This window comes from Comamonas piscis (assembly GCF_014109725.1).
Lineage (GTDB): Bacteria > Pseudomonadota > Gammaproteobacteria > Burkholderiales > Burkholderiaceae_C > Comamonas > Comamonas piscis.
Genome location: NZ_CP058554.1, coordinates 752,325 through 776,907 on the forward strand (window position 1 = coordinate 752,325; position 24,583 = coordinate 776,907).

The 24,583-nt window shown below is 64.4% G+C and carries 24 protein-coding genes; 8 read left to right on the forward strand and 16 right to left on the reverse strand.

The window, feature by feature from the left end; genetic code table 11:
- Window positions 1–11: 11 nt before the first annotated feature.
- Window positions 12–812: a tyrosine-protein phosphatase gene (locus HS961_RS03450; RefSeq protein ID WP_182326387.1), complete on the reverse strand. Its 801-nt coding sequence runs from the start codon at window positions 810–812 to the stop codon at window positions 12–14.
- A gap of 156 nt (window positions 813–968) precedes the next feature.
- Here HS961_RS03450 and HS961_RS03455 point away from each other — a divergent pair, with 156 nt between their 5' ends.
- Together HS961_RS03455 and HS961_RS03460 are read left to right on the forward strand one after the other, a co-directional pair.
- Window positions 969–2,201 carry an acyl-CoA dehydrogenase family protein gene (locus HS961_RS03455; RefSeq protein ID WP_182326388.1) on the forward strand — a complete coding sequence of 411 codons (1,233 nt, stop codon included), beginning with the start codon at window positions 969–971 and terminating at the stop codon, window positions 2,199–2,201.
- Entirely contained in the window at window positions 2,198–3,235 is a 1,038-nt protein-coding gene (locus tag HS961_RS03460) for a phosphotransferase family protein (protein ID WP_182326389.1), read from the forward strand. The genes HS961_RS03455 and HS961_RS03460 overlap by 4 nt, the downstream gene beginning before the upstream one ends.
- Here the strand turns inward: HS961_RS03460 and HS961_RS03465 are convergent, their stop codons facing one another.
- The 5 genes from HS961_RS03465 to HS961_RS03485 form a co-directional block, all read right to left on the reverse strand.
- The gene (locus HS961_RS03465) at window positions 3,236–4,186 is read right to left on the reverse strand and encodes an intradiol ring-cleavage dioxygenase (protein WP_238347773.1); all 951 of its coding nucleotides are present in this window, start codon (window positions 4,184–4,186) and stop codon (window positions 3,236–3,238) included. It lies immediately after the preceding gene.
- Window positions 4,187–4,385: 199 nt separating this feature from the next.
- Complete coding sequence (locus tag HS961_RS03470) at window positions 4,386–6,029, reverse strand: MFS transporter (RefSeq protein WP_182326391.1); 1,644 nt, start codon at window positions 6,027–6,029, stop codon at window positions 4,386–4,388.
- 47 nt (window positions 6,030–6,076) lie between these two features.
- Window positions 6,077–7,975 (reverse strand): amidohydrolase, encoded by a 1,899-nt coding sequence (locus HS961_RS03475; RefSeq protein ID WP_182326392.1) that lies wholly within the window; start codon window positions 7,973–7,975, stop codon window positions 6,077–6,079.
- Between the two features lie 86 nt (window positions 7,976–8,061).
- Window positions 8,062–8,757: a hydrolase gene (locus HS961_RS03480; protein WP_182326393.1), complete on the reverse strand. Its 696-nt coding sequence runs from the start codon at window positions 8,755–8,757 to the stop codon at window positions 8,062–8,064.
- 65 nt (window positions 8,758–8,822) lie between these two features.
- Window positions 8,823–9,533 carry a pirin family protein gene (locus HS961_RS03485; protein ID WP_182326394.1) on the reverse strand — a complete coding sequence of 237 codons (711 nt, stop codon included), beginning with the start codon at window positions 9,531–9,533 and terminating at the stop codon, window positions 8,823–8,825.
- Window positions 9,534–9,655: 122 nt separating this feature from the next.
- Between HS961_RS03485 and HS961_RS03490 the strand changes: the two genes are divergently transcribed.
- Window positions 9,656–10,603 (forward strand): LysR family transcriptional regulator, encoded by a 948-nt coding sequence (locus HS961_RS03490; RefSeq protein WP_182326395.1) that lies wholly within the window; start codon window positions 9,656–9,658, stop codon window positions 10,601–10,603.
- Between the two features lie 15 nt (window positions 10,604–10,618).
- On the opposite strand, the gene HS961_RS03495 is transcribed toward HS961_RS03490, so the two are convergent.
- On the reverse strand, window positions 10,619–11,575 hold the full coding sequence (locus HS961_RS03495; RefSeq protein ID WP_182326396.1) for a DMT family transporter: 957 nt from the start codon (window positions 11,573–11,575) through the stop codon (window positions 10,619–10,621).
- A gap of 293 nt (window positions 11,576–11,868) precedes the next feature.
- On the opposite strand from HS961_RS03495, the gene HS961_RS03500 reads away from it, so the two are divergent.
- Window positions 11,869–12,252: a VOC family protein gene (locus HS961_RS03500; protein WP_133856259.1), complete on the forward strand. Its 384-nt coding sequence runs from the start codon at window positions 11,869–11,871 to the stop codon at window positions 12,250–12,252.
- A 79-nt stretch (window positions 12,253–12,331) separates the two neighbouring features.
- On the opposite strand, the gene HS961_RS03505 is transcribed toward HS961_RS03500, so the two are convergent.
- Window positions 12,332–13,528 carry a multidrug effflux MFS transporter gene (locus HS961_RS03505; RefSeq protein WP_182326397.1) on the reverse strand — a complete coding sequence of 399 codons (1,197 nt, stop codon included), beginning with the start codon at window positions 13,526–13,528 and terminating at the stop codon, window positions 12,332–12,334.
- A gap of 218 nt (window positions 13,529–13,746) precedes the next feature.
- Window positions 13,747–15,759 (reverse strand): acetoacetate--CoA ligase, encoded by a 2,013-nt coding sequence (locus HS961_RS03510; RefSeq protein ID WP_182326398.1) that lies wholly within the window; start codon window positions 15,757–15,759, stop codon window positions 13,747–13,749.
- Between the two features lie 704 nt (window positions 15,760–16,463).
- Between HS961_RS03510 and HS961_RS03515 the strand changes: the two genes are divergently transcribed.
- The 4 genes from HS961_RS03515 (at window position 16,464) to HS961_RS03530 (ending at window position 19,201) form a co-directional block, all read left to right on the forward strand.
- A complete protein-coding gene (locus tag HS961_RS03515) occupies window positions 16,464–17,519 on the forward strand; it encodes an acyltransferase family protein (RefSeq protein ID WP_182326399.1) in 1,056 nt (351 codons plus the stop codon).
- An 89-nt stretch (window positions 17,520–17,608) separates the two neighbouring features.
- Window positions 17,609–18,241: a DUF924 family protein gene (locus HS961_RS03520; protein ID WP_182326400.1), complete on the forward strand. Its 633-nt coding sequence runs from the start codon at window positions 17,609–17,611 to the stop codon at window positions 18,239–18,241.
- A 111-nt stretch (window positions 18,242–18,352) separates the two neighbouring features.
- Entirely contained in the window at window positions 18,353–18,895 is a 543-nt protein-coding gene (locus HS961_RS03525) for a ferritin-like domain-containing protein (protein ID WP_182326401.1), read from the forward strand.
- Window positions 18,896–18,958: 63 nt separating this feature from the next.
- The gene (locus HS961_RS03530; RefSeq protein WP_182326402.1) at window positions 18,959–19,201 is read left to right on the forward strand and encodes a hypothetical protein; all 243 of its coding nucleotides are present in this window, start codon (window positions 18,959–18,961) and stop codon (window positions 19,199–19,201) included.
- Window positions 19,202–19,540: 339 nt separating this feature from the next.
- On the opposite strand, the gene HS961_RS03535 is transcribed toward HS961_RS03530, so the two are convergent.
- From HS961_RS03535 to HS961_RS03565, 7 genes are all read right to left on the reverse strand, one after another.
- Window positions 19,541–19,867, reverse strand: a complete 327-nt coding sequence (locus tag HS961_RS03535) for a DUF4148 domain-containing protein (protein WP_182326403.1) — start codon at window positions 19,865–19,867, stop codon at window positions 19,541–19,543.
- A 138-nt stretch (window positions 19,868–20,005) separates the two neighbouring features.
- Entirely contained in the window at window positions 20,006–20,323 is a 318-nt protein-coding gene (locus HS961_RS03540) for a DUF4148 domain-containing protein (protein ID WP_182326404.1), read from the reverse strand.
- Between the two features lie 370 nt (window positions 20,324–20,693).
- The gene (locus HS961_RS03545) at window positions 20,694–21,491 is read right to left on the reverse strand and encodes a tRNA-uridine aminocarboxypropyltransferase (RefSeq protein ID WP_182328105.1); all 798 of its coding nucleotides are present in this window, start codon (window positions 21,489–21,491) and stop codon (window positions 20,694–20,696) included.
- A 46-nt stretch (window positions 21,492–21,537) separates the two neighbouring features.
- Window positions 21,538–22,149: a class I SAM-dependent methyltransferase gene (locus HS961_RS03550; RefSeq protein ID WP_182326405.1), complete on the reverse strand. Its 612-nt coding sequence runs from the start codon at window positions 22,147–22,149 to the stop codon at window positions 21,538–21,540.
- A gap of 105 nt (window positions 22,150–22,254) precedes the next feature.
- Window positions 22,255–22,599: a hypothetical protein gene (locus tag HS961_RS03555; protein ID WP_182326406.1), complete on the reverse strand. Its 345-nt coding sequence runs from the start codon at window positions 22,597–22,599 to the stop codon at window positions 22,255–22,257.
- Between the two features lie 39 nt (window positions 22,600–22,638).
- On the reverse strand, window positions 22,639–23,163 hold the full coding sequence (locus tag HS961_RS03560) for a hypothetical protein (RefSeq protein ID WP_182326407.1): 525 nt from the start codon (window positions 23,161–23,163) through the stop codon (window positions 22,639–22,641).
- A gap of 2 nt (window positions 23,164–23,165) precedes the next feature.
- On the reverse strand, window positions 23,166–24,581 hold the full coding sequence (locus HS961_RS03565) for a hypothetical protein (RefSeq protein ID WP_182326408.1): 1,416 nt from the start codon (window positions 24,579–24,581) through the stop codon (window positions 23,166–23,168).
- Between the last annotated feature and the right edge of the window lie 2 nt (window positions 24,582–24,583).

Here is a 24,583-nt window from a genome sequence, read left to right on the forward strand (position 1 = left end):
GGAACAAACGATTATTCCAGATACATCTGCGCGAGCTTTTGCTGTGCCTTTGCATCCACGCCCAGCACCTTTTCGACATAGTTGGGAATGCTGCCGTAGTCCTGCAGCACCGGCTGCAGCGCAGCGGTCAGGAAAGGCTCTTGCACGCGCCACAGCACCTGCAGCACCTCATCGGGGATCTGGGCGGCAGCGGCCACGGCCTTGGCCGGGCGGTGGTAGTAGTCGTTGGTCAGCAGGTAATCCTGCAGCACAACATCCTGGGGCACGCCCAAGGTGGTCAACAGCAAGGTGGCGGCCCAGCCGGTGCGGTCCTTGCCGGCGGTGCAGTGGAAGACGATGGGCGCATCGCTGTCGAGCAGCATCTCGAAGAACTGCGTGAACGGGGCGGCATTGTCGTGGATAAAACTGCGGTAGGTGTCCTGCATCAGCAGAACGGTGTGGTCGGGCGTCAGGCGTTCGCCTTGCTGCATCAGGCTGAAGGCGCGCTGCACCAGGGTGGGCTCGATGGCCAGCGAATGGTGCTGCAGGCCGTCGATCGCATAGTGGTCCACGCTCTGCTCGCGCAGGCCCCGAAAATCGGCCGAGCGGGCGACACCCAGCTCTTGCAGCAGCTGCCGCTGGGATTCGGGGCTGAGCAAGGCCAGGTGGTCCGAGCGGAACAGCTTGCGCCAGCGCACCGTGCGGCCGTCCAGACCCTGGTAGCCGCCCAGGTCGCGGAAATTGCTGGTGCCTGCCAGCGGCAGGTGGCGGGTGTAGGCCTCAGCGGTGGTCAGGGGGGTGGCGAGGGGAGCGGATTCGGCGTGGATGGGCATCCTTTGTTTATAGCCCATCTGCAAGTCCTGGGCACGACACCAGGGTGTCATCGGCAGGCGCGGCGATACGGGATCGGGCAGCTCTGTCTCAACGGTGACCGCCTGGCACGCGGCGCATGGCACCATTTGCAGGCCCCCTTACCCGAAGACCGCACCATGGATTTTTCCCTGTCCCCCGAACTGCAGGCCCTGCGCGACAAGACCCGCGCCTTTATCGCCGAGCAGGTGATTCCGCTGGAGAACGATGCCCGGCAAAGCCGCCATGGCCCCGATGAGGCGCTGCGCCGCGAGCTGGTGGAGCGCGCCCGCGCGGCCGGCCTGCTCACGCCCCATGCCTCGCGGGAGCTGGGCGGCCTGGGGCTCACGCACATCGAGAAGGCGGTGGTGTTTGAAGAGGCTGGCTACTCCTGGCTGGGCCCGACGGCGCTCAACATCCATGCGCCCGATGAAGGCAATATCCACCTGATGGAGGCAGTAGCCACCCCGGCCCAGCAGGCGCGCTGGCTGCGCCCGCAGGTGGCAGGCCAGCTGCGCTCATGCTTTGCGATGACCGAGCCGGCACCGGGCGCCGGATCCGACCCGGCCGCGCTGGCCACGGTGGCAGTGCGCGATGGCGATGACTACCTGATCAGCGGGCAGAAGTGGTTCATCACCGGCGCCGAAGGGGCGGACTACGTGATCATCATGGCCCGCACCGAAGATGGCGGCGCGACCATGTTCCTGAGCGATATGGACCAGCCCGGCATCACGCTGGAGCGCTCGATGGATGCGATGGATGCCTGCTTTACCGGCGGCCACGGCGTACTGCGTTTTGACAATCTCCGTGTGCCCGCCAGCGACATTCTGGGCGAGGTCGGCAAGGGCTTTCGCTATGCCCAGGTGCGGCTGGCGCCCGCGCGGCTGACGCACTGCATGCGCTGGCTGGGCCAGGCCCGGCGCGCGCAGGATGTGGCGCTGGCCTATGCCCGCCGCCGCAACGCCTTTGGCAAGCCGCTGTCCTCGCATGAGGGCGTGGGTTTTATGCTGGCCGACAACGACATGGACCTGCACACCGCGCGCCTGCATATCTGGCACACCGCCTGGCTGCTGGACCAGGGCGAGCAGGGCAGCTATGAGTCAAGCCGCGCCAAGGTGGTTTGCTCCGAGGCCGAATGGCGCGTGGTGGACCGCTGCGTGCAGATCCTGGGCGGCCAGGGCGTGACTATGGAGACCCCGGTGATGCGCATCTTTATGGACATGCGCGCTTTTCGCATCTATGACGGCCCCAGCGAAGTACACCGCTTCAGCATGGCGCGCAAGCTGGTGCAGGCGGCCGAGAAGGATGCGCAGGCCGAGCGCGGCGTGCCAGCGATCATCCAGGCGGTGCCCGCAGCGCCGCGCCCGCTGTGAGCACGGCCGCGCACAGCCCGCAGGCGCTGGCGGATTTGCTGCAGCCTTATCTGCAGCGCCTGGGCCTGTCGAATGGCGAGCCGGTTGCCGTCAGCGTGCTGGCGGGCGGCCAGTCCAACCCCACCTACAAGCTGCAGGTGGGCAGCCGGCAGATGGTGCTGCGCAAGCAGCCCGCCGGCAGCCTGGTGGCCGGCGCACATGCGATTGACCGCGAGCACCGGGTGATGCAGGCGCTGGCCGGCACGGCCGTGCCCGTGCCGCGCATGCTGGCCTACTGCGACGATGCCGAGTTGCTGGGTACGCCGTTCTACCTGATGGACTTTCTGGACGGCCGGGTGCTGGTGGACCCGGCCTTGCCCGACATGCAGCCGGCCGAGCGCGGCGCGCTGTACAACGAAATGAACCGCGTGATTGCCGCGCTTCACCAGCTGGACCCCGCTACCTTGGGCCTCGCCAGCTATGGCCGCCCGGGCGGCTATGTAGCGCGGCAAACCAAGCGCTGGAGCCAGCAAACCCAGCAGCTCAGCGTAGCGATCGACCCTGCGATGCAGCGGCTGATGGACTGGCTCCCCCAGCATCTGCCCCAGGCTGAAGAAACCACCTTGGTGCATGGCGACTACCGGCTGGACAACCTTGTCTGGCACCGCACGGAGCCGCAGATCATCGGCGTGCTGGACTGGGAGCTGTCCACCTTGGGCGATCCGCTGGCCGACCTGGCCTACCACGGCATGGCCTGGCGCGTGCCGCCCGCGCTGTGGCGCGGCATGGGTGGCTGTGATCTGGCGGCCTTGGGCATCCCTGACGAGCGCCAGTACCTGGCGCTGTATGCCGAGCGCACCGGCCGCGACCCGGGCCCTCTCTGGGAGTACTACCTGGCCTTCAACCTGTTCCGCATGGCCGCCATCCTCTACGGCATTGCGCAGCGCGCCGCCGATGGCACGGCCGCTGCCGCCGATGCGGTGGCAACGGGCGCCAAGGCCGGCCCGCTGGCGGCGCTGGGCTGGCAATGTGCGCAGGCTTTTGAGCGCGGCTGATCAGCTTTGAGGGGCCTGCACGCCCGGCGGCAGCGGCGGGCGTGCGCCGCCAGGTTTGAAACCAGGCGGTGGTCGGCCTGGGCCACCGGGTCCGCCAGGGCCGCCCTGCATGCCCGGCGGTGGGCCGGGCGGCATCCTGCCTTTGACCTGGCACAGCGCATCGTCCAGGCTGTTGCGCAGCACCAGGGTCTTGCTGGCCAGCAGCACGCCAGCAATGTTCTGCACATCCCAGAGATAGGCGCTCTTGTCCGGCTCTTCGCCGACGACGTTGTCGCTGTCCAACGTGGTGTCGGGCTGGCCCTTGTCCTGGTAGTGCGGCGCTTGCGCAAAGACCGCGCTGTTGAGCGCGTCGGGAAATAAGAGCTGCGTGGTCAGCCAGCTGCTGGCCGCATCGCTGGCGTCGTAGGCGCCTTGCAGAATGCGGATGTGGATATGGTTGGCGCGGCTGGCGTACCAGCCGGGGTAGCAGCTGTCAAAACGCACAATGCCCTGCGCATCGCTGCGCTGCCAGCCGCGAAAGAACTGGCGCTCGGTATCGGCCGCGTTGTTGTTGCACATCGGGACGATCTCGCCCGAGTAGCCGCCCGTGTAGTTGGTGTGCCATATCTCTACGAGGACGCCGGCAATGGGCTGGCACTGCAGATCGAGCAAGCGCAGCTGCAGGTGCATCGGCAAACCATCCCAGCCATCGCTGATATCGATCCGTTCGGGCGAGGTGGTGTGGCAGGGGCCGATCGTCGCTTCGCAGCTGAGGGTGCATGGGCTGGCAGCGGCCGTGGCGGCAAAGGGATTGCTGGCGCGCACCGCCGCGCTGATGGCCGCCGTGCCGCCTGTCGCCCAGTGCGCATTGCCAATGGCCGCGCTGGCGGCCGGCGCCTTGGTGATGCTGCTGCAGGCGCCCAGGCTGAGGGCGGGAACAGCCCAGGCCGCTTGCGCAAGATGGCGCAGCATTTGGCGGCGGGAGGGGGGGGCCGCTGTGGGCCCTTGGGGAGAAGACATGCCGCGCATGCTAAACGCGGCATGGGTGGGGATCACGGCTTTTGCGCCCCGTGGCGGGCTTCTTTACCCGGTTTTACCCGCCCTTGACAGGCCCCTTTCAAACGCAGCACCCAGGCTGCCGCTGGGCAGACTGGGTGCAGGGGTTCAACGATCAGGCATGGCCTTGGGCGGGGTGGTTCACCGACAGGAAATGCTGGACCACAGGTGGCTCGCTGCCCTGGTGGTACTGCGCCACTTCGCTTTGTACATCGGCATCGCTATGGGTCACCCGCTTGTGCTGGCGCAGGTGCTCGGCCCAGGATTCGACCTGGAACCACTCCATAAAGTGGTCCTCGGAGGCGGTGTCCTGCACGATGCCCCAGGTGTAGGCGCCATCGCGGCGGCGGGCGGCAGACAGGCGGGCGAGGGCCTTGAGGAAAGGTGCGTGGTTGTCCTTGGCCACGTGGTAGCGGATCTGGATCATCACCGGGCCCCGGTCTTTGTCGACCGGGTTGGCGGTCAGCGGCTCGGGCCAGTGGTTGGATGGGACCAGGTCGGCCTCGCCTTCGGGCAGTTTGATGCGGTGGGCGATCAGGCCCATGACGACGAGGCCCACGGCGCCGATCAGCAAGGTGTTGGGAACGCCCATGGCCTTGGCGGTAAAGCCCCAGCTCAGGCTGCCGAAGGTCATCGCGCCGTTGAAGACGGTCAGGTAGACGGCCAGCGCACGGCCCCGCACCCAGTTGGGCAGAATGGCCTGGGCAACGCCGTTGAGGGTGGTGAGCGCGGTGATCCAGGACTGGCCCAGCAGCAGCAGTGCCAGCACGGCAGCCCATTGGGGTGGCGACATCGCCAGGAAGGCCATCACGGCAGCGGAGACCAAGGCCGACATCAGCAGCAGGCCATCGGACGACAGACGGGCACGCAGCTTGGGCAGCAGGAAGGCACCGCCAATCGCACCGACACCGACGGCGCCCAGCAGCACGCCGTAGAAGCCGGCCCCACCGCCCAGCAGTTGGCGGGCCACCAGGGGCAGCAGCGCCCAGACCGAGCTGGCCAGTGCAAAGAACAGGAAGGCACGCAGCAGCACCACATGCAGCTCGCGGCTGGAGCGGGCATAGCGCAGGCCGGCACGGAAGGCGCCAGCAAAGCGCTCGCTCAGGTCGTCTTGCTCCGCCTTGGGGCGGGGCCACCACAGCAGTGCGGCAATCACAAAGGCGTAGCTGATGACATCCACCCCGTAGGTGACCGAGGCCCCCAGGCCGGCCAGCACAATGCCGCCCAAAGCCGGGCCAATGGCGCGGGCAATATTGATGCCCAGCGAGTTGAGTGCCACCGCTGATTTGAGGTCCCGCTTGGCGACCAGCTCGGGCACGATGGCCTGCCAAGTCGGACCCATCAGTGCGGCGCCAATGCCACCCAGAAAGGTCAGCGCGACCAGCGAGCCCACCGTCTGCATGCCCATCGCCGACAAGGTCATCAAGCTGATGCTGACGCAGGCCAGCAGCACCTGGATGGCGATCAGAAACTTGCGGCGGTCCAGGATGTCGGACAGCACGCCTGCCGGGATGGCCAGCAGAAAGGCCGGGGCCGAGGCTGCTGCCTGCACCAGCGCGACTGCCGTCGGCGACGGCGAGAGGTCGGTCATCAGCCAGGCGCTGGCCACATCGCGCACAAAGCTGCCGGTGTTGCCGACGACAGTGGCGATCCACAGCACGGCAAACAACTTTTGCTGCAAGGGGACAAAGCTGCCACTGGTGGTGCTGGCCGAGGCTGGTGGCGGCGCCGGGGGATGGTCGGGATGGGGGTGGGTCATGGCAGGTCTCGGATCAGCAGTATTTGAATGGGAGTGGGCAAGGTCGCTCAGGACATCCAGCAGGAGCAGCCCAGTGCGCCAAAGAAGCCTTGCATGTCGGACGCCGGCACCTGGGAGCCCCAGGCATTGGCATGCTGGTGGCCATGCATGCCGCATTGGCTGCTGCAGCCGCAGGCAGCAGCCAGGCTGCGGTAGCGGGCGGGGTTCAGCGAGTTTTTGCCCGCACCGTCGGGCTCGCCCCAGGCGCCATAGCCACCAAAGCGGCGCACGGGCGACCAGTCAGGCATCGCAGGGGGCAGGGGGTTGTCGTCATGGCGGGCAAAGCTGCCTGCGCCATACACCACCCGGCCACCGACCACGGTCAGGTCCGAGGTAAGGAAGGAGATTTCATCTTCGGGCACCTGGAAGTAGTCCTTGCTCGGCACGATCAGGTCGGCAAACTGGCCCACCTGGATGCGGCCACGCGCACCTTCCTCGTTGGAGAACCAGGCCACGTTTTCGGTCCACATGCGCAGTGCGGTTTCGCGGTCGAGCAGGTTGCGCTCGGGGTACATCTGCATGCCGCCGACGGTCTTGCCGGTGACCATCCAGGACAACGACACCCAGGGGTTGTACGAGGCCACCCGCGTGGCATCGGTGCCGGCGGAGACCTTGACGCCTTTTTCCAGAATCTTCTTGACGGGCGGGGTGGCTTCTATCGCCTTGTGGCCATAGCGCTCGGCAAAGTACTCGCCCTGGTAGGCCATGCGGTGCTGCACGGCAATGCCGCCACCCAGCGCAGCGATGCGGTCGATTGAGCGGTCGGAGATGGTTTCGGCATGGTCAAAGAACCAGTTCAGGCCGTCGATGGGGGTTTCCTGGTGTACCTTTTCAAACACATCGAGCGCGCGGCTGATGGTCTCGTCATAGGTGGCATGCAGGCGCCAAGGCCATTGGTTTTGCACCAGCACGCGCACGACATCTTCCAGCTCGGTCTCCATCTGCGGGGGCATGTCGGGGCGGGGCTGGCGGAAGTCTTCAAAGTCGGCGGCCGAGTACACCAGCATTTCGCCTGCGCCGTTGTGGCGGAAGTAGTCGTTGCCCTGCTTGTACTTGACCGACTGGGTCCACTGCAGAAAGTCGTCCTTCTCTTCCTTGGGCTTTTGCGTGAACAGGTTGTAGGCCAGGCGCACGGTGATCTGGCCTTGCTGGTTGAGCTCTTCGATGACTTGGTAGTCATCGGGGTAGTTCTGCGAGCCGCCACCGGCATCGATGACACCGGTGACGCCCAGGCGGTTGAGCTCGCGCATGAAGTGGCGCGTAGAGTTCACCTGGTACTCGAAGGGCAGCTTGGGGCCCTTGGCCAAGGTGGAATACAGGATGGTGGCATTGGGCTTGGCCAGCAGCAGGCCCTGCGGGTTGCCTTGGCTGTCGCGCACAATCTCTCCGCCCGGTGGCTGGGGCGTATCGCGGTGGAAGCCCACGGCGCGCAGCGCAGCAGCATTGAGCAAGGCGCGGTCATACATATGCAGGAGGAACACGGGGGTGTCCGGCGCAATCGCGTTGATCTCGGCCAGGGTCGGCAGGCGCTTTTCAACAAACTGGTGCTCGGTAAAACCGCCGACCACGCGCACCCACTGCGGCGCCGGCGTGATCGCCACCTGCTGGCGCAGCATCTCCAGCGCATCGGCCAGCGAGCGCACCCCGTCCCAGCGCAGTTCCATGTTGAAGTTCAGACCGCCCCGGATCACATGGGTGTGGTTGTCAAACAGTCCGGGCAGCGCACTGCGGCCTTGCAAGTCAATCTTGCGGGTGCCGCTGCTGGCCAGCGCCAGCACCTCGGCATCACTGCCCACCGCCACAAACTTGCCATCGCGGATGGCCACGGCACTGGCCGTGGGCTGGGCCTTGCTCAAGGTGGTGAAGCGGCCGTTGTGAAAAATGGTGTCGGGGCTGGAGGTGGTCATGGCGGTGGCGGGCGTTTGGCGGATGGTGCGGAATGGCGGGCAGCGGGGGCCGGGCCTGCATACGCAGGCCCGGAACCTCAGCGCAATTAAACAGCGGGCTTGGGGCCGATGGTGTTGCCGTGCTGTGCACGCTCTGGCGCCTTGTGCACCATCGTGTAGGCGTAGTCCACGCCCATGCCGTAGGCACCGGAGTGCTCGCGCACGATGTCCATCACGGCGTCATAGGTCTCGCGCTTGGCCCAGTCACGCTGCCATTCCAGCAGCACCTGTTGCCAGGTGACGGGCACGACACCGGCTTGCACCATGCGCTGCATGGCTTGGTTGTGCGCTTCGAGCGAGGTGCCGCCGGAGGCATCGGACACCATGTAGATCTCGTAGCCGGCGTCATGCATGGCGCTCAGTGCAAAGGTGGTGTTGCAAACCTCCGTCCACAGACCGGAGACGATGATCTTCTTGTGGCCCTTGGCGACGTTGGCGGCCAGCGCATCACGCACATTCTGGTCGTCCCAGGAGTTCATCGAGGTGCGCTCCAGGAGGGGGTTGCCGGGGAACACATTCAGCAGCTCGGGGTAGGTGTGGCCGGAGAAGCTGTTGGTCTCGACCGTCGTGATCGTCGTTGGCACGCTGAACACCTTGGCCGCCTTGGCCAGGCCCACCACGTTGTTCTTCAGGGTCTGGCGGTCGATGGACTGCACGCCGAAGGCCATCTGGGGCTGCTGGTCGATGAAGATCATCTGGCTGTTGGCGGGGGTCAGGACTTCGAGGAATGCTTTGTTGGTCATGGTGCGTGCTCTTGAAAAAGTGAAAAACGGAGAGGAGTGGTGTTTAAAAAGGAATCTGCGCTGACTTAGTTCAGGGCCGGTGCATCCACCAGCACGATTTCGGTGTCTTCCGTGGCGGTGATGCGGATCGTGGTTTCGCCATGGATGGCGGCACCATCGCGGTTGGACAGCGCCACACCGTTGAGCGAGGCACTGCCCTTGGCAAGAACCAGGTAGCCATAGCGGTCGGCATGTTCAAAACCGTAGTCCAGACTTTCGCCGGCCTTGATCGTGGCGCCCAGCACCCGGGCATTGGCACGGATGGGCAGCGCATCGCCATCACCGTCCATGCCGCTGGCCAGGGTCACGAACTTGCCGCTGCGGTCGCCCTTGGGGAAGGGCTTGGCACCCCAGCTGGGCTTGTCACCTTGGCGGTCGGGCAAGATCCAGATCTGGAAGATGCGGGTCGTCGTGGACTCCAGGTTGTATTCCGAGTGGCGCACGCCGCTGCCAGCGCTCATCACTTGCACATCACCGGCTTCGGTGCGGCCCCGGTTGCCCAGGCTGTCTTCGTGGGTGATGGCACCTTCACGGACATAGGTGATGATTTCCATGTCGGCATGGGCGTGGGGCGGGAAGCCGGTTTGCGGCGCGATGGTGTCATCGTTCCAGACCCGCAGAGCGCCCCAGTTCACGCGCTGGGCGTCACGGTAGTCTGCAAAAGAGAAGTGGTGCTTGGCATCGAGCCAACCGTGGTTGGCACCGCCCAGGCTGTCAAAGCTGCGTCGTTCAATCATGTCTTTCTCCAGGTGTTTTGTCGTCGATGAAGAAAGTGTAGGTGGGCTTGACTATGATTAAAATAGAAAATATAGAAAAGCATTCATTCCATATTTGATGTGATCAAGAAAGCGATGTACCGATGAGCAAGCTGCCTGACCTGGAGGCCTGGGCCATTTTTGCGAAGGTGGCCGAGACCGGATCCTTCGCGCGCACTGCTGCCGAGCTGGCGCTGTCGCAGGCAACGGTGTCGAAGGCCATTACGCGGCTGGAGGGGCGCATGAAGACCAGCCTGTTCCACCGCACCTCCCGCCGCATGGCGCTGACCGATGCTGGCAGCAGCGCGCTGGAACGGGCCACGCGGATCTTGCAGGAGGGCGAGGCGGTGGAGGCCGACATCACCGACCGCTCCACCAGCCTGCGCGGCCAGATCCGCATTGCCGCGCCGATGTCGTTTGGCATTGCGCGGCTGTCGCCGATCCTGCCCAAGTTCATGAAGATGCACCCGGATGTGGAGCTGAACCTGCACTTTGCCGACGAGCAGGTGGACCTGATCCGCGACCGCTTTGATTTGGCGCTGCGCATTGCCAACCTGAGCGATTCGAGCCTGATTGCGCGCAGCCTGTGCAAGGTGCGGATTTTGCTGGTGGGGTCACCGGCCTACTTTGAGCGCCACGGCCACCCGACGCATCCGCGCGATCTGGCCAAGCACAAGGGCCTGCAATACAGCCTGGCGCGCTATGGCAGCAGCTGGCGCTTTCGCCATGCGCGGCATGGTGAGTACACGCAGGTGATGCCGATACAGATGCAGGTCAACAATGCCGAGGCGCTGCAGCCCGCGCTGCTGGCCGGTATGGGCCTGGCCTTGCAGCCCTCGTTTCTGGTGTGGCAGGAGCTGCTCGATGGCAGCCTGCAGACCGCCATGCCGGGCTGGGAGGCCGATGTGCTGTCGCTGAACATCGTCACCCCGCCGGGCCGCACCCGGCCCGCGCGCGTGCAGGCTTTTATGGACTATGCCGCCCAGCAGTTCATCAACGAGCCCTGGGCGGAGCTGCCGCCGCAGATGGTGGAGAACCCGCTGGCCGATTGAGGCAAGGGTGGCGGATCAGCGCGCTGCTACGGCAGCTGCTGGCACCGGCGGCGCGCGCCGGCCCCAGTTCATCACCCCGGTGCCGACAATCGCCATCGCACCGCCGGCCAGCATCGATGCATCGATCTGCTCGCCCAGCAACAGCGCCGAGCAGGCCACGCCAATCACCGGCACCAGGGTGATATAGCCCGATGCCGCGCCGGCGCCCAGCGCCTTGACGCCATCAAAGTACCAGGCATAGGCCAGCGCGGTAGAGCCCCAGGCCAGGAACAGCAGCGCTCCCCAAGCGGGCAGGCCGGCATCGAAGGCCTGGGCCATGCCCTGCGGCCCTTCGACCACCAGGCTGGCGACCAGCAGCATGACCGCGCCGATGGTGGCGGTGACGGCGGTGGTGGACAGCGCATCGACCCCCGCCAGAATGGCCCGGCCCAGCAATGTATAGCTGACCCAGCAGGCCACGCAGCCCAGAATCAGCAGCTCGCCATGGCCCAGGCCACCGGCCAGCAGCTGGGCCGGATCGCCATGCGAGATGACCAGCACGGCACCGAGAGCGGCCAGCACCATGCCCAACGCGATCGTGCGGTTGATGCGTTCCTTGAAAATCCATACCGCCAGCAGCAAGGTCAGCACCGGGTTGAGCGTGATGACCAGCGCCGCCTTGCTGGCGGGCAGGTACTGCAGGCCGCTCAAAAAGCAGGCGGCGTAGCCAAACACGCCCGTGGCAGCCGCGGCCACCATGCCCAGCCAACGCTTGGGCGACCAGTGCCGGAGCCCGGCCATGCCGCCTGAGGCATACAGCCAGACCAGCAGCACCAGGGCCGCCAGCACAAAACGCAGGCTTGACGCGGCCAGCGGCGGCATGTGCTGGGCCACCATGCGGCCACTGGGCCAGGAGGCACCCCAGAGCAAAGCCATGCCAATCAAACGCAGGTGCGAGGCGGCCTGCGGGCCGAAGGTATTTTGTAAATTCATGTGTGGATTGCAGGCCCGGACCCGGCACGCGTAGCGCATGCCAGCAGGCTCGGGGGCGACTATAGCCACTGTGTGGGCTGGGTGGTTGGCAGGCGGGCGACACATGACCAGAGCCAGGGGCTAAGCCACGCCACTTGTGCGGCCAGGTGCTGTTGTGTGTTGGCTGCAAACCGGCGGTGATGATGGTGGATACTGCGCGACAAGCGCGCGTTCCCTGCCGCCCGCAAGCGCCGCTATAGTGGCAGCTGCCCGATCTTTCCCCACCGTTTTTCCCACCCTGCAAGGAGACACCCATGTTCAGCCACATCATGCTCGGCACCAGCGATCTGGAGAAATCACGCCAGTTCTACGACGCCTTCCTCGCCGAGCTGGGCGTGCCCGCAGGCGCCGCCAACAAGAACCGCTATTTCTGGCGTGCCAATGGCGGCACCTTCAGCGTCAGCACCCCCATCAATGGCGAGGCAGCCAGCATCGGCAATGGCAGCACCACCGGCTTTGCCGCCAGCAGCACCGAGCAGGTGGACAAGGCCCATGCCGTGGGCGTTGCCCATGGTGGCGTCGCCTGCGAAGACCCACCCGGCTGGCGCGGCGAGGGCCCTGCCGCCCTGTACCTGGCCTACCTGCGTGACCCGGACGGCAACAAGCTCTGCCTGGCTTACCGCCAGCCCAAGGTCTAAGAAAATTTTCTAGGCTAAGCTCCACGAAAAACGCCCCGCAGCTGCGGGGCGTTGTCGTTTGTTGTCGTTGGCCAGCGTGTCAGACCTTTGCGCCGCGTTGGCCGCCCAAGGTGATCCAGGTCAGCAGCACGCCACACAGCGCGCCGGTGGCCATGCCCACCACCATCGGCAAGGGCTTGCCGCTGGAGAAGACGCCCACCACCTGCATGGCGACCGCGCCGGTCAGCATCTGCAAGGTGCCCAGCAAGGCCGAGGCGGTGCCTGCAATCTGGCCATGCGCCTCCAGCGCCAGCACCGAGGTGGTGGGGATCACCAGGCCCATCAAGCCGCTGGCGACAAAGTACAGGCCAATCAATACGGCGAGTTGGTCGCCGCCCATCAGGTAGTAGGCCAGCAGGCAGCACATCACCACACCGCTGGCGGTGGCAGCCAGCTTGACGACGGGCACCAGGCCAAAGCGCTTGCCCAGCATGCCGGTGAACTGCGCAGCCCCAATAAAGGCAATCGCATTGAACGCAAAGGCCAGGCTGTACTGCGTGGTGCTGAGGCCATAGTGGTTGATCAGCACAAAGGGCGAGCCAGCGAGGTAGACAAAAAAGCCCGCCATCGCGCAAGCGCCGATAAACACCAGGCCCAGATAGTGCCAGTCGCGCAGCAGCAGACCATAGGCCTTGAGCACGCCGCCCAGGCTGCTGTCCACACCGCTGCTGGCCGCGCGCGTCTCGGGCAGGCCACGGGCCATGGCCACCATGCCGATGAGCGCGGCCACCGCCACTACCCAGAACACCATGCGCCAGCCGCCGACCGCAATCACGCCGCTGCCGGCCAGTGGCGCGAGGATGGGCGAGACGCTGAAGACCAGCATCAGCAGCGACATCATGCGGGCGGCCTCGTGGCCGGTGTGCAGATCACGCACCACCGCACGCGGGATGGCCATGCCGGCTGCCGCGCCCAGGCCCTGGATAAAGCGCAGTACCACCAGGGTGTGGATGTCTTGCGCCAGCGCGCAGCCGATGCTGGCCAGCACAAAAATGGCCAGGCCCAGGTAGAGCGGCTTCTTGCGGCCCCACATATCCGCCAAGGTGCCAAACAGCGGCTGGCCCACGCCCAGCGCCAAGAAGAACGCCGTCAGGCTGGCTTGCACGGCCCCGACGGGCGCTTGCAGGCTGGCGCCAATCTGCGGCAAGGCCGGCAGGTACATGTCGATGGCAAAAGGGCCGATGGCGGAGAGCAGGCCCAGGATAAAGACCAGGCGCAAGGAGATGGCTGAAGACATACGCGTTAGCGACAAGCAGGCCGGCGGCCTGCGGTCGTTGATGGGTTCGGTGGTGGAAAAGGCCTACGGCTGCGGAACGCGAGAGTTCAGGCAGCCGGGCCGGATGCAGCGGGTGCATCGCGATAGATTTCCATTATTGCACCGAGCCACCGCCATGGCCAGTTGCAAGGCTGCTTTGCAACAGCGCCCCTGCTGCGCGCTGGCTACTAACCTGCGGCCTAGGCGCTGTGCCGTGCCAGATGCTGTGCCGCAAACGCTTCGTACCAGGGCAGGCAACCGGGGTTGGCCATGGTTTGCGGGTTCAGCACCTGCTGCGCGGGCTGGCCCAGCAGCAGCTTCTTGATCGGCAGCTCCAGCTTTTTGCCGGTCAAGGTGCGCGGCACCTCGGCCACCTGCGCGATGGTGTCCGGAATAAAGCGGGGCGACAGGGCCGTGCGTATCGCCTGCTCGATGCGGCCCTGGATGGCGGCGTCCAGCACCAGGCCATCGCGCAGCACCACAAACAGCGGCATATAGCTGTCGCGGCCCAGGTACTCCAGGTCGATGACCATCGAATCCTGCACCTCGGGCAAGGCCTCGATGGCGTTGTAGATCTCGCTGGTGCCCATGCGCAGGCCCTGGCGGTTGATGGTGGCATCGCTGCGGCCATAGATCACGCAGCTGCCGTCGCGGTTGATCTGTATCCAGTCGCCGTGGCGCCAGATGCCGGGCCAGTGGTCAAAATAGCTGTCCAGGTAGCGCTGCTTGCCCGGGTCGTTCCAAAAGTACAGCGGCATCGATGGAATCGGCTTGGTGCAGACCAGCTCGCCGACCTCATCGCGCACCGGCTGGCCTTGCTCATTCCAGGCTTCGACCGCATGGCCCAGCCAGCGGCATTGCATGCGGCCGGGTGCCTGGGGCAGGCTGCGGTTGCCGCCAATAAACGCGCCACAAAAATCGGTGCCACCCGAGATATTGCACCAGAACACCTCGCCCGCCCCGGCGGCCTGCAGCTGGGCACTGCCCCAGCGCTGCACCTCGGGCGCCAGCGGTGATCCAGTGCTGCCCAAGGTGCGCACCTGCTGCAGACCGGGGATGGCGCCCACCTCCAGACCAGCCTTCATGCAGTTGCTGTAATAGGCGGCACCCGCGCCAAAAATAGTGGTGTGGTGGCGCGCTGCAAAGCGCCAGAGCACGCCCCAGTCAGGCTGGCTGCTGCTGCCCGCTGGGTGGCCGTCAAAAATGGTGATGGTGGTGCCAAACAGCAGGCCGCTGACCTGGATGTTCCACATCACCCAGCCGGTGGAGCTGTACCAGAGAAAGCGCTCGCCGGCATGGCTGTCGCTGTAGCTGGCGCCCAGGTCGTTGTGCAGCCCTGCCACATGCAGAGCCAGCAAGATGCCGCCAGTGCCGTGCACGATGGGTTTGGGCAGGCCGGTGGTGCCACTGGAGTAGACGATCCAGATCGGGTGGTCAAAAGGCAGCCATTCGGGCTCGAAGGCCGCCACGGCCTGGGCATCCTGGCCGGTGGTGGCCCATGCCCAGCTGTGGCTGCCTACCGGTGCGGCGGCATAAGGGCTTTGCACGGCGATGCAGTGCTGCACCGTCGGCAGCTCGGCCAACAGCGCCTGCACCACCGCGCTGCGGTCCAGCGGCTTGCCGCCGTAGTACACACCATCAACGGCGATCAAGGCCTTGGGCTCGATCTGCTTGAAGCGGTCCACCACGGCAGCCACGCCCATGTCGGGGGCGCAGACGCTCCAGATGGCGCCCAGGCTGACGCAGGCCAGCATGGCGACCACCGTCTCGGGGATATTGGGCATATAGGCGGCCACCCGGTCGCCCTGGCCCACGCCCAGGCTGCGCAGCGCCAGCGCCACGGAGGCCACCTGGCGCTGCAGCTCGGGCCAGGCCATCTCGCGCACCTGGCCCAGCTCGTTGTCGCTGACGATCGCCGGCACCCCTGCTTGCTGGGCGGCCGCCGTATGGCGCAGCAACTGGCGCGGCAAGCTGACCTGGGCGCCGCTGAACCAGCGCGCATGGGGCATCGGGTCGTCGCTCAGCACCTCGGTAATCGGGCTGGGCGATTCAAGCTGGTAATAGTCCCAGATGCTGCGCCAGAAATCGGGCAGCTGCTCCACCGACCAGGCATGCAGGGCCTCGTAGTCGTCAAAGCGCAGACCGTGTTGCTGGGCGAGCCATTGCTGGTAGTGCTGGATCTGGGGCAGGGGGGAGGGGGCAGAGGTGGTCATGGCAGATGAGAAAGCGTGTGCCGAGGGTACGCAATGCTGCGCCCGCTTGCACGAGGGGAAGCACGCAAGCTGTCACCCTGGCAGCAGGGGGCGGCGTCATCAGGCAGGGACCGGGCTGGCATCGGGCGTTTTCAGGGATGCAATGTTATTTATTGTCATGCTCCCCCTGCCATTTGCGCTGACAGGGCATGGCTTGCTGGCACAATTCGCGCCCGGGTACTGACGGGCGTCTTTCGTCTTTTCCTACATGCCCATGGTTGCCGCCCGGGCGATCATCGTCACGCAGGCTTTGCACACCGTGCGAGCCAGGCAAGGCTGAGGGGTAGGAAGGTGGGGTGCTGAAGGGCCTTGGGCCCGCTGTGGTCTGTATGCATATCTTGCGCATTGGTCACAAAATAAAGCATCAACTCCGGAACTAAAACTATAGGCTCGGCTTCTCAATCGCGCGCTTTGGCGCATGGATTGTCAATTCCAGCCTACCCTGGAGACCAGCGGCTATGCGGTAACCGCGAAGCCCTGCCGGTCAGCTTACGCACCCCATGGCGCGTTAAGCACAGATGTTTAATTCCCAGCATGCGCTGGTGTGGCAGCCCTCTGGGCCTGCACCAACACAGCGCAACAAATGACACCAAGTCTGGGAGCGCAGCAAGAGCTTAGGCCCTTCTGCGGTTAGATGGAGATCATTGGTTTTGTCTGGATTCCGTATGAAATACAACCCTGCGCTGGACGGCATGCGCGCAGTGGCGATTGTCCTAGTGTTCCTGTCCCACGCCCATGCGCCCATGTTCGATGGCGCCTTCTTTGGTGTGGACCTGTTCTTTGTGCTCAGCGGCTTTTTGATTACCTCGCTGCTGCTCAAGGAACACCAACAATCGGGCCGGCTCGATTTTTGGCGCTTTTACCAGCGCCGTTTCTTGCGCCTGGCGCCCGCGCTGCTGCTGTTCCTGGCGGCCTACTGGCTGTTTGCCCCGCTGATCTGGCCCGGCATCGAGGATGTCAATAAGGATGTGCTGGTATCGGCGCTGTACCTGGCCGACTATGGTATCGCATTCTTTGACAGCCCGGACACCTTGCTGCACATGTGGTCGCTGTCGGTGGAGGAGCACTTCTACCTGATCTGGCCACCGCTGTTGGTGCTGCTGCTGGCGCATACCGCGCGCAAGCAACTGTGGCGCCCGATCATGCTGCTGGTGCTGCTGATGTTTGTCTGGCGCGCCTACTGGGTCGCCGACGGCCAGCACTTCTACGAGATCTTCTTCCGCTTTGACACCCGCGCCACCGGCATGCTGCTGGGCAGCGCGCTGGCAGCGGTAGCCGTACACCGCCCCGAGTGGATGGACGCCCTGCATGCCCGCCAGAAGTACCTGCTGTGGCTGCTGCCCGTTCTGCCATTTGCGGTGATTGGTTATGCCTGGGATGACGCCGGTGCACTGCTCTGGGGCTTTGCGATGGTGGAGCTGGTGGCTGCTGCGATCATCGTCGCCGTGAGCAAGCAAAAGGGTGTGCTGTTCGATATGCTGAGCCTGCCGGCGCTGGTGTGGGTGGGCAAGATGTCGTACGGCATCTACCTCTGGCACTACCCGGTGGTTCGCCTGCTGCGCGCCCACACCGACTGGCAATGGGTGGTCATTCTGGGCCTGCCGATTTCGGCTGCGTTGGCTGCGCTGTCGTTCTACACGGTGGAGCGTTGGGCATTGTCCTGGCGTGACCGCTCGGGCAGCAAGCCCGTCGCACAGCCTGCGGGCTCGCGTACGGCCTAAACCCTTGTTCCCCATGACAAAGCCGGGCCATGCCCGGCTTTGTCGTTTCTGCATGGTACAAACCGTTTTTGATCACACAGGCCCTTGCCATGACCGACGTTTCCGCGCCCTCGCCAATTGCCTCCGCTGACGAGGTGCTGCAATTCTGGTTGGGGGCCGCCCGCCCCAGCAACAGCGAGGCGCTGCAGCACAAGCAGCAGTGGTTCAGCAAGTCGGATGAACTCGATGCCCGCATCCGCCAGCGTTTCGAGCCGGCGGTACAAGCGGCGCTGACCGGTCGCTTGAACGGATGGAGCGGCGGTGTCTGGGACACGCTGGCACGCATCCTCTTGCTCGACCAGTTCACCCGCAATATCTACCGAGGCACCCCCGAATCCTTTGCGGGCGACCCATTGGCACTGCAGTTGGCGCTGGGCCTGTGCGACAGCGGCCAGGACCAGGAACTGCCTGCGGTTTTGCGTGTTTTTGTGTATTTGCCGCTGGAGCATGCCGAGGACCGGGCGCTGCAGCAGCGCAGCGTGGATCTGTTCAGCCAGCTGCGCGATGCCAACCCTGAGCCCGCCGAGCTGCAAACCTATTTGCAAGGCACTTGGGACTACGCCTTGCGCCACCAGGCCGTCATCGCACGTTTTGGCCGTTTTCCGCACCGCAATGCCATTTTGGGCCGCAGCAGCACGGAGGAAGAGCAGGCCTATCTGGCCCAGCCCGGAGCCGGTTTCTGAACTTTTAGCGCAAGCACAGTAGCCCTTGTCTCACAGACGCGGGGCTGCTGCAGGCTTACCTTGGAGGGGTAGTGTTCACAAAACAACCTCCCACCAAAAAAGGAAGCCACGATGCTAGATAAATCCCGCACCCCGCTGGCGCTTGATACCAAGCGTCTCGACGCCGCCAAAAAGAGCCTGGAAGAAGGCGCTGTGCTGCCCGATGACTCTCCGTACCGTGAGGACATCATCCGCCTGCTCAACGATTCGCTCGCTACCGAGCTGGTCTGCATCCTGCGCTACAAGCGCCACCACTTCACGGCCACCGGCCTGGAATCGCCTGCGATAGCCGAAGAGTTCCTGGTGCATGCACAAGAAGAGCAGGCCCATGCCGACCGCATCGCGACGCGCATTGTGCAGCTGGGCGGCGAGCCCGACTTCAACCCCGACAGCCTGACCGGCCGCAGCCATGCCGACTACAACGACGACATGGATCTGCACTCGATGATCCGCTCCAACCTGGTGGCAGAGCGCGTCGCCATCGAGGCTTACACCCAGATGGTGGACTTAATTGGCGATAAGGACCACACCACGCGCCGCCTGATCGAGCAGATCCTGGAGCAGGAGCAAGAGCATGCCGATGAGCTGTCTGATTGGATGAAAAAAGCCCAATAAGCGCCACACCCCCGAACCGCAACCCAGTTGCGGTTTTTTTTATGCCTTTGGAGGAATGAACGGATGACCGATACAGAAGCAACCCGCAAGAACGCCAAACACCTGCTCTACCTGATGGTGAATGAGGAGCTGCTGCGCACAGGCGATGGTTTGGATGCCGAGTCCCTCGGCAAGGTGCTGGAGCGCCATGGCGTGGGTGCCGATGCGCAGCAACCCACCTTGGACTATGCCTGCGAGCAGGGCTGGTTGCGCCAAGGGGAGGGCGGCGAGCTGCAGATCACCGAAGCCGGTTTTGCACTCGACTAAGAGTCGCTAACACGGCCCAGTAAACCGAAGGTTTGCGGTTGAAGCTGGGCGCCCCCGACGAGGCGCCAAGCCGCAGGCAGTACAGGCGTACGACAAGGCTTGGCGCGGCCGGCCAGGCAACGAAGTATCAAGGGTTGAGTTAACGGCTCTAGGACGTAAAAAAGCCACTGCTGGCGAACCAGCAGTGGCTATCAAGAGCTCGGCCCAGACGCAATGGGACAAGGTCTGGCCGGGCTACGCACTAGATGCGTTATCGGTTATGGGCGGTTGCCCGCTCAGTGTTTTAAGTCTTGCAACCGGCGCCCTGCCGCTTTCGCATAGCAAGGCGCTGTTCCATCCTTATTCGCCGAAGGATTCGCCTTCAGGCAGGGTGCCTGCCTCCAGCGCTTCATGGGCTTGTTGCTGTACTTGGGCGCGGCTCAGGCTGGACGTGCGGCTTTCTGCACCGAAAGTGTTGATGCGGTCACCGATGACAGCCATCGAGCCGTTGCGCTGGGCTTCGCTCACCTGGGATTGAACTTCGGCGCGGGTCAGGGTGCTGTGGGCGGCAGGGTAGGCAGGGTAATCCGAGCCATTGCCCACGGGGGCGGTGGTGGCTGCGCTGGCAGCACCGGCAAACACCAGGCCAGCGGCCATCATCAAAGCGGACATATTGCGTGCAAACATGGTTTCTCTCCACGGACCCGCGCTGCTGGGCAAATCGTTGATTTGCGCTAAGAGCGGCGGCATCCAAAAATAATTGATTCGAAATGGGGGCGGGTGCGAGAGCGGCTGGTCGCCTGCTCTCAGCTTTTTTGCCTGGGCTTATTCGCCGAAGCTTTCGCCTTCAGGCAGGGTGCCGGCGACGCGGGCGTCATGGGCGGCTTTCACCACCTCGGCTCGGGTCAGGTTGCTGCCGCCCTTTTCAAAGGCATTGGCTTGCAGCTGGTCGCCCTTGAACAGCAAGGTGCCGTTCTTTTGCGCATCGACAAATTGCGCTTGCACATCGGCGCGGCTCACGGCGCTGGTGGCTGCAACTGGGGGGGCAATCGAGCGGTCGCCTTCAAAGGGGTTGGCCTGGGCAACACCGGCACCCAACATCAAAGCAGCTACACCGGCAATCGAGAAAATACGTGCGTTCATTTTTAACTCCTGGAGAACTCCAGCGACTCACCATGAGGGGCTGGTTCGCTCAACGGGTGGTGCAGTGCACCTGTGTGGTTCTCGTTGATCGATGTAGTTAGTGTATGCACTGCCCCCGCTTCGATAAATAGCCTAAATCGGAATAGATTGTTCTGAAAAACGGTCTAATGATTTTTAAGGTCGTGAATCGTCATCCGCCTGGATGGACAGGCTCCTATAACGCACAAAGCCAAGCCTGTAGGACAAATCGCGCAAACCAGACGGCCAACCATGCGCAGGTTGACCATGGTTAACCCTGTGCGGGTTGACCCAGGTTTGTGGCGGCCATCGTCGCTCAATTAGCTTGTTTTATACGACAGTGACAACGCTGTCACACAGCGTTTTGCAGGCTCTGGAGCTGCTGGTGCGCTGCACTGCTCCAATCGGGCGGCAGCTGGTGCTTGGCCTGCAGGTAGTGGTGGGTGTAGATGTCGAGGTAGGTTTCCAGGGTCTGGGCCGCACGCAGGTCGCCAGCCAGATCCAGGCAAAGCGCAGCGACCTCGGCAGTGCAGAAATGGTCATCGCGCTTGGAGCGGCGCAGCTGGTAGCGCGATAGTTGCTCCGGGTGCAGGCTCAGCACCGGAAAGCGGTCCAGATAGGGGCTTTTGCGAAACATCTTGCGCGCTTCTGGCCAGGTGGCATCGAGCAGGATGAACAGCGGCCGGCGGGCACCCATCGCATGCACTTGCGGCTGCGCCAGCTGCTGCACCGCGCGGCCCGGCTCGCGTACAAACTCCTGGGGAAACACCACATAGGGCTGCCATTGCGGATCGGCCAGCAGGGTTTCAAGCCCCGCATCCACCGCCGTGCGGGTCCAGGCAAATGCAAAGGTCTCCGCCACCACATCGGCAATCAGCCAGCCGGTGTTGCTGGGCTTGAGGGCCTCGATATCGTGCATCAGCAGGCAGATACCCGCTGTCGTGGCCTGAATGGGGCGCAGCGCGCACAGGCAATGGCTGGGACGCAGCCGGCAGCCTTCGCAGCGCTCACCCTTGGGGCCGCCACGGGCCAGGAAGGGGCGGGTGCTGCGCTGCAGGCGCTCGGCGCGCAGGCGCGATACGGCATGGGGGGCGAGGGTGCCAGCGGCGCTGGCAGTGGGGGAAGAGGGCTGGGATGACACGGGCGCTATTGTCGTCGCCCCACACAACAAAGCGGCGCTGCGGGTTTAGCGCTGCTCAGTTCTGTACCGCTTCCAGCGCAAACAGTGGCACCTCGGCGCGCTGGCTCAGCCATACGCCGCCACCCAGCTCGGTAAAGCCCTGTGCCAGGCCCCGGCGGTAGAGCTCGGCGCGGTGGCGGTAGAGGCGCGGGTCGGTCAGCTCGTCATCGATGATGTCGCGCTCATAGTCTTCGCGTGCAACGGCTTCGACATAGAGGGCGCCCCGGCTCAGCCGCACCAGATTGGCCAGCGCCCGCTTCAAGTCGCCCGGGCTCAGGTAGGGCAGCACGCCCTGGCAAATCACCAGGTCAAAGGGCTGGCCATCGGCCGGCGCATAGTCCACGACGGATCCCTGCTCCCAACCGTAGCGCTGGCACAGGTACTCGCTGTATTCCACCCCGTGGTAGCTGGCCTGCGGAAAGTGCTGCGCAATCGCATCGCGCCACAGGCCAATGCCGCAGCCGACATCCAGCACGCGCTGCACGGGCACGCGTACATACTGCAGATAGCTGCAAACAAAGGCGCCCAGGCGCGCGGCATGGGCGGGGTCCACCACACTGGTTTTCTTGTCGAAATAGAAGCGCTGGTAGTACGCCTCGTCAAACCATTGCTTGTCCGCTGATTGCACGCATGTCCTTGATCGGTGCAATGCAGCTCCGGTGTGCATTGCGCAGGCAGTATCGCGCAGATGGCGCGCGTGGGTGGGGCGCTGCGGTATTGGCGGGGAGCGCGATCAGCGCGGAATGACGGACAGGTTCTCCGGCACCATCTGCTCCTGGCTGCCGTCCGGACAAGCGCCATCGGTATAGATGGTCTGGCCATTCAGTTGGCATTTGCGCGGCACGGCAGCAGTCCGTGCCGGGCCCGGGCCGCTGTCGGTTGCCGCGCGCCGCGCCTGGCTGCGTTGCTGTTCCTCCGCGCTGGGCGGCGGCGGTGCAGATGCCTTGCGCCACAAGCTGGTGGCGGCCTGCCCGGCCTCGTCAATGACCGCCGGACCACGCCAGAGGTAAATGGCCACAGCGGCTGCCGCTACCAGGGCCAGGCCGATCAGCAGGCGGTGCGCCGGGCGCAGGTACATGGCGATGGCAGTGGATGTTGGGGCATGGCAGGCACTGTATCAGCCCCCTTGGTAGAAGCGCAAATCCAGGTACAGCAGCAGGAAGGCCAGCAAGCTGATGCCCAGATTGAGGCGGCGCGCCAGCGGCAGGTAGGCGGCGCTGAAGTACCACTGCTTGTGCGCAGGCAGGTGGCGCAGGATATGCAGCAAGCCCATCTCCTGCATATTGCTGAAATGCGGCTGGCTGTCCTTTTTAAGCTGCTGGATGATGGAGGCATCGGTCAGCATCACGGCCGACAGCACCGTGGCGATGATGACCGCGCCCAGCAGCCACTGCTGCCATTCCGGCCGGTTGAGCCCAAAGCTGAACCAGTGGCTCAGCATCAGCACCGCGAGCACCGCAAACAAACGGTAGAAGATGGCCTGCCAGTGCGCGCGGCTGGGCATCGTCACCTGCCCTTGGCGGCGCGCCTGGCCGTCAATGATGCGGGCGAGCAACCAGGCCATGCCATGGAAGCTGGCCTCCAGCAGCAGATAGACGCCGACCGCCAGGGCCAGCAGCTGCAGAGGCTCGCCCTTGCCCATGCTCAGCGCTTTTGGCAGGCGGCGGCCACGCCGCTTTGGCACATCTCGCGCTGCGCGCTGTCAAAGATCAGCTTCTTGACGCCGGGCATGTCCACAAAGCCACCGATGTCCAGCTGGATGGTTTGGTCAAACGTGTTGTCGAAGGTGAAGAACTCCAGCGCCGCCACATCGCCCTTTTTGCGCTGCGCCTGGTAAAAGTCCAGGCCGCGTTGCACTTCGTCCAGCACCCGGGATTCAACCAAGCGCTCGGGCTGGCCCTTCTCGATGTTCTGTCGGGCATCGAACTCCAGCACGCCGTTGTTGCTCGACTCGGTCAGCACCAGGATCTTGCCCTTGCTGCCGATCTTGGCGATCTCCTTGCGCATCATCTCGGTGGCAGCCGTCATACGGCATTGGTAGAGCTGGTCAAGCAAGACCTTGTCCTGTTGCTGCGGCGTGGGGCGGCCCGCTGCTTTGTCAGCGGCACTGGCCTGGCGCACGGGGCCATCCTGGTAGAAAGACAGCTGCGCGCGCAGCTCGGACATGGTCGTGTAAGCGCTGATATCGCATTCGCCCCCGCGCACCTGCTTTTTCAGCAGCGGCAGCATGTGCTCGTAGAGCCGGTCCTGCAGCGCGGTGGACAAGTAGAAGTCAAAGCCATACAGGTCATAGCCGCGCGGAACGCCGCCGCCGGTGTAGAGGTTGCCGGCGTTGTCATAGGTGGTCAGCCGGAACTGCACGATGTCCTTGAGCCATTGGAGGTCGGCTGCCGAGGCCTGGTCACCCAGGTTGCTGAGGGTGTTGCGGTGGCCATCGATGGTTTGCACATAGCGCACCGCCTCCTGGTCCACCATCTTGGCAAACTCGGCATTCACCATGCCGCTTGCAAAGATCACGCCCAGCTTGATGTTCTTGATGCCCTGCTCGCGGAGCATTGTGCGCACCGTGGTGGCAATGCGCTCCAGATCTGCCTTGGGAATGCCATGCAGATAGGGCTCATCGGCAATGAACACCGTGGCCACCTGGGCCTGGTACCGCTTAATCACCGCCATGTAAGGCTGCAGAATCTTGCGTGCTTCCGCATCCTTCGGGATCACCCGCAGCTTGTTGTGCTCCTGCGGCGCCATGGACTTTTGCTGCCAGCCAGTGCGCGCACCGTTGGCATCGATGGCGTGGTAGCGGGTGGGAATCTGGTCCAGTGGCTTGCGGCTGTTGAGCACCGGCCCCAGGTCCAGATCCAAGCGCGTGGCCGTGCCTTTGACGGCCTGGAGGTTTTTCTCCAGGTCTTCGGGGCTGTGCACATTGATATGGGCTGTGGCCACCTTGCCGACAAATTCCGGGTGCACGCCGGGTGGCGCGAACAGGGCAATCTGGGCATGGCTCTGCGCCCCCCATAGGAGGGCGCTACAGGCGAGGGCCTGGCAAAGAATGCGGCGCATCA

Excerpts from the sequence above, each read along its gene's own strand:
- HS961_RS03450 (WP_182326387.1), bottom strand. The coding sequence starts at position 812 with ATGCCCATCCACGCCGAATCCGCTCCCCTCGCCACCCCCCTGACCACC.
- HS961_RS03455 (WP_182326388.1), top strand. The coding sequence starts at position 969 with ATGGATTTTTCCCTGTCCCCCGAACTGCAGGCCCTGCGCGACAAGACC.
- HS961_RS03465 (WP_238347773.1), bottom strand. The coding sequence starts at position 4,186 with ATGCTGCGCCATCTTGCGCAAGCGGCCTGGGCTGTTCCCGCCCTCAGC.
- HS961_RS03470 (WP_182326391.1), bottom strand. The coding sequence starts at position 6,029 with ATGACCCACCCCCATCCCGACCATCCCCCGGCGCCGCCACCAGCCTCG.
- HS961_RS03475 (WP_182326392.1), bottom strand. The coding sequence starts at position 7,975 with ATGACCACCTCCAGCCCCGACACCATTTTTCACAACGGCCGCTTCACC.
- HS961_RS03480 (WP_182326393.1), bottom strand. The coding sequence starts at position 8,757 with ATGACCAACAAAGCATTCCTCGAAGTCCTGACCCCCGCCAACAGCCAG.
- HS961_RS03485 (WP_182326394.1), bottom strand. The coding sequence starts at position 9,533 with ATGATTGAACGACGCAGCTTTGACAGCCTGGGCGGTGCCAACCACGGT.
- HS961_RS03490 (WP_182326395.1), top strand. The coding sequence starts at position 9,656 with ATGAGCAAGCTGCCTGACCTGGAGGCCTGGGCCATTTTTGCGAAGGTG.
- HS961_RS03495 (WP_182326396.1), bottom strand. The coding sequence starts at position 11,575 with ATGAATTTACAAAATACCTTCGGCCCGCAGGCCGCCTCGCACCTGCGT.
- HS961_RS03500 (WP_133856259.1), top strand. The coding sequence starts at position 11,869 with ATGTTCAGCCACATCATGCTCGGCACCAGCGATCTGGAGAAATCACGC.
- HS961_RS03505 (WP_182326397.1), bottom strand. The coding sequence starts at position 13,528 with ATGTCTTCAGCCATCTCCTTGCGCCTGGTCTTTATCCTGGGCCTGCTC.
- HS961_RS03510 (WP_182326398.1), bottom strand. The coding sequence starts at position 15,759 with ATGACCACCTCTGCCCCCTCCCCCCTGCCCCAGATCCAGCACTACCAG.
- HS961_RS03515 (WP_182326399.1), top strand. The coding sequence starts at position 16,464 with ATGAAATACAACCCTGCGCTGGACGGCATGCGCGCAGTGGCGATTGTC.
- HS961_RS03520 (WP_182326400.1), top strand. The coding sequence starts at position 17,609 with ATGACCGACGTTTCCGCGCCCTCGCCAATTGCCTCCGCTGACGAGGTG.
- HS961_RS03525 (WP_182326401.1), top strand. The coding sequence starts at position 18,353 with ATGCTAGATAAATCCCGCACCCCGCTGGCGCTTGATACCAAGCGTCTC.
- HS961_RS03530 (WP_182326402.1), top strand. The coding sequence starts at position 18,959 with ATGACCGATACAGAAGCAACCCGCAAGAACGCCAAACACCTGCTCTAC.
- HS961_RS03535 (WP_182326403.1), bottom strand. The coding sequence starts at position 19,867 with ATGTTTGCACGCAATATGTCCGCTTTGATGATGGCCGCTGGCCTGGTG.
- HS961_RS03540 (WP_182326404.1), bottom strand. The coding sequence starts at position 20,323 with ATGAACGCACGTATTTTCTCGATTGCCGGTGTAGCTGCTTTGATGTTG.
- HS961_RS03555 (WP_182326406.1), bottom strand. The coding sequence starts at position 22,599 with ATGTACCTGCGCCCGGCGCACCGCCTGCTGATCGGCCTGGCCCTGGTA.
- HS961_RS03560 (WP_182326407.1), bottom strand. The coding sequence starts at position 23,163 with ATGGGCAAGGGCGAGCCTCTGCAGCTGCTGGCCCTGGCGGTCGGCGTC.
- HS961_RS03565 (WP_182326408.1), bottom strand. The coding sequence starts at position 24,581 with ATGCGCCGCATTCTTTGCCAGGCCCTCGCCTGTAGCGCCCTCCTATGG.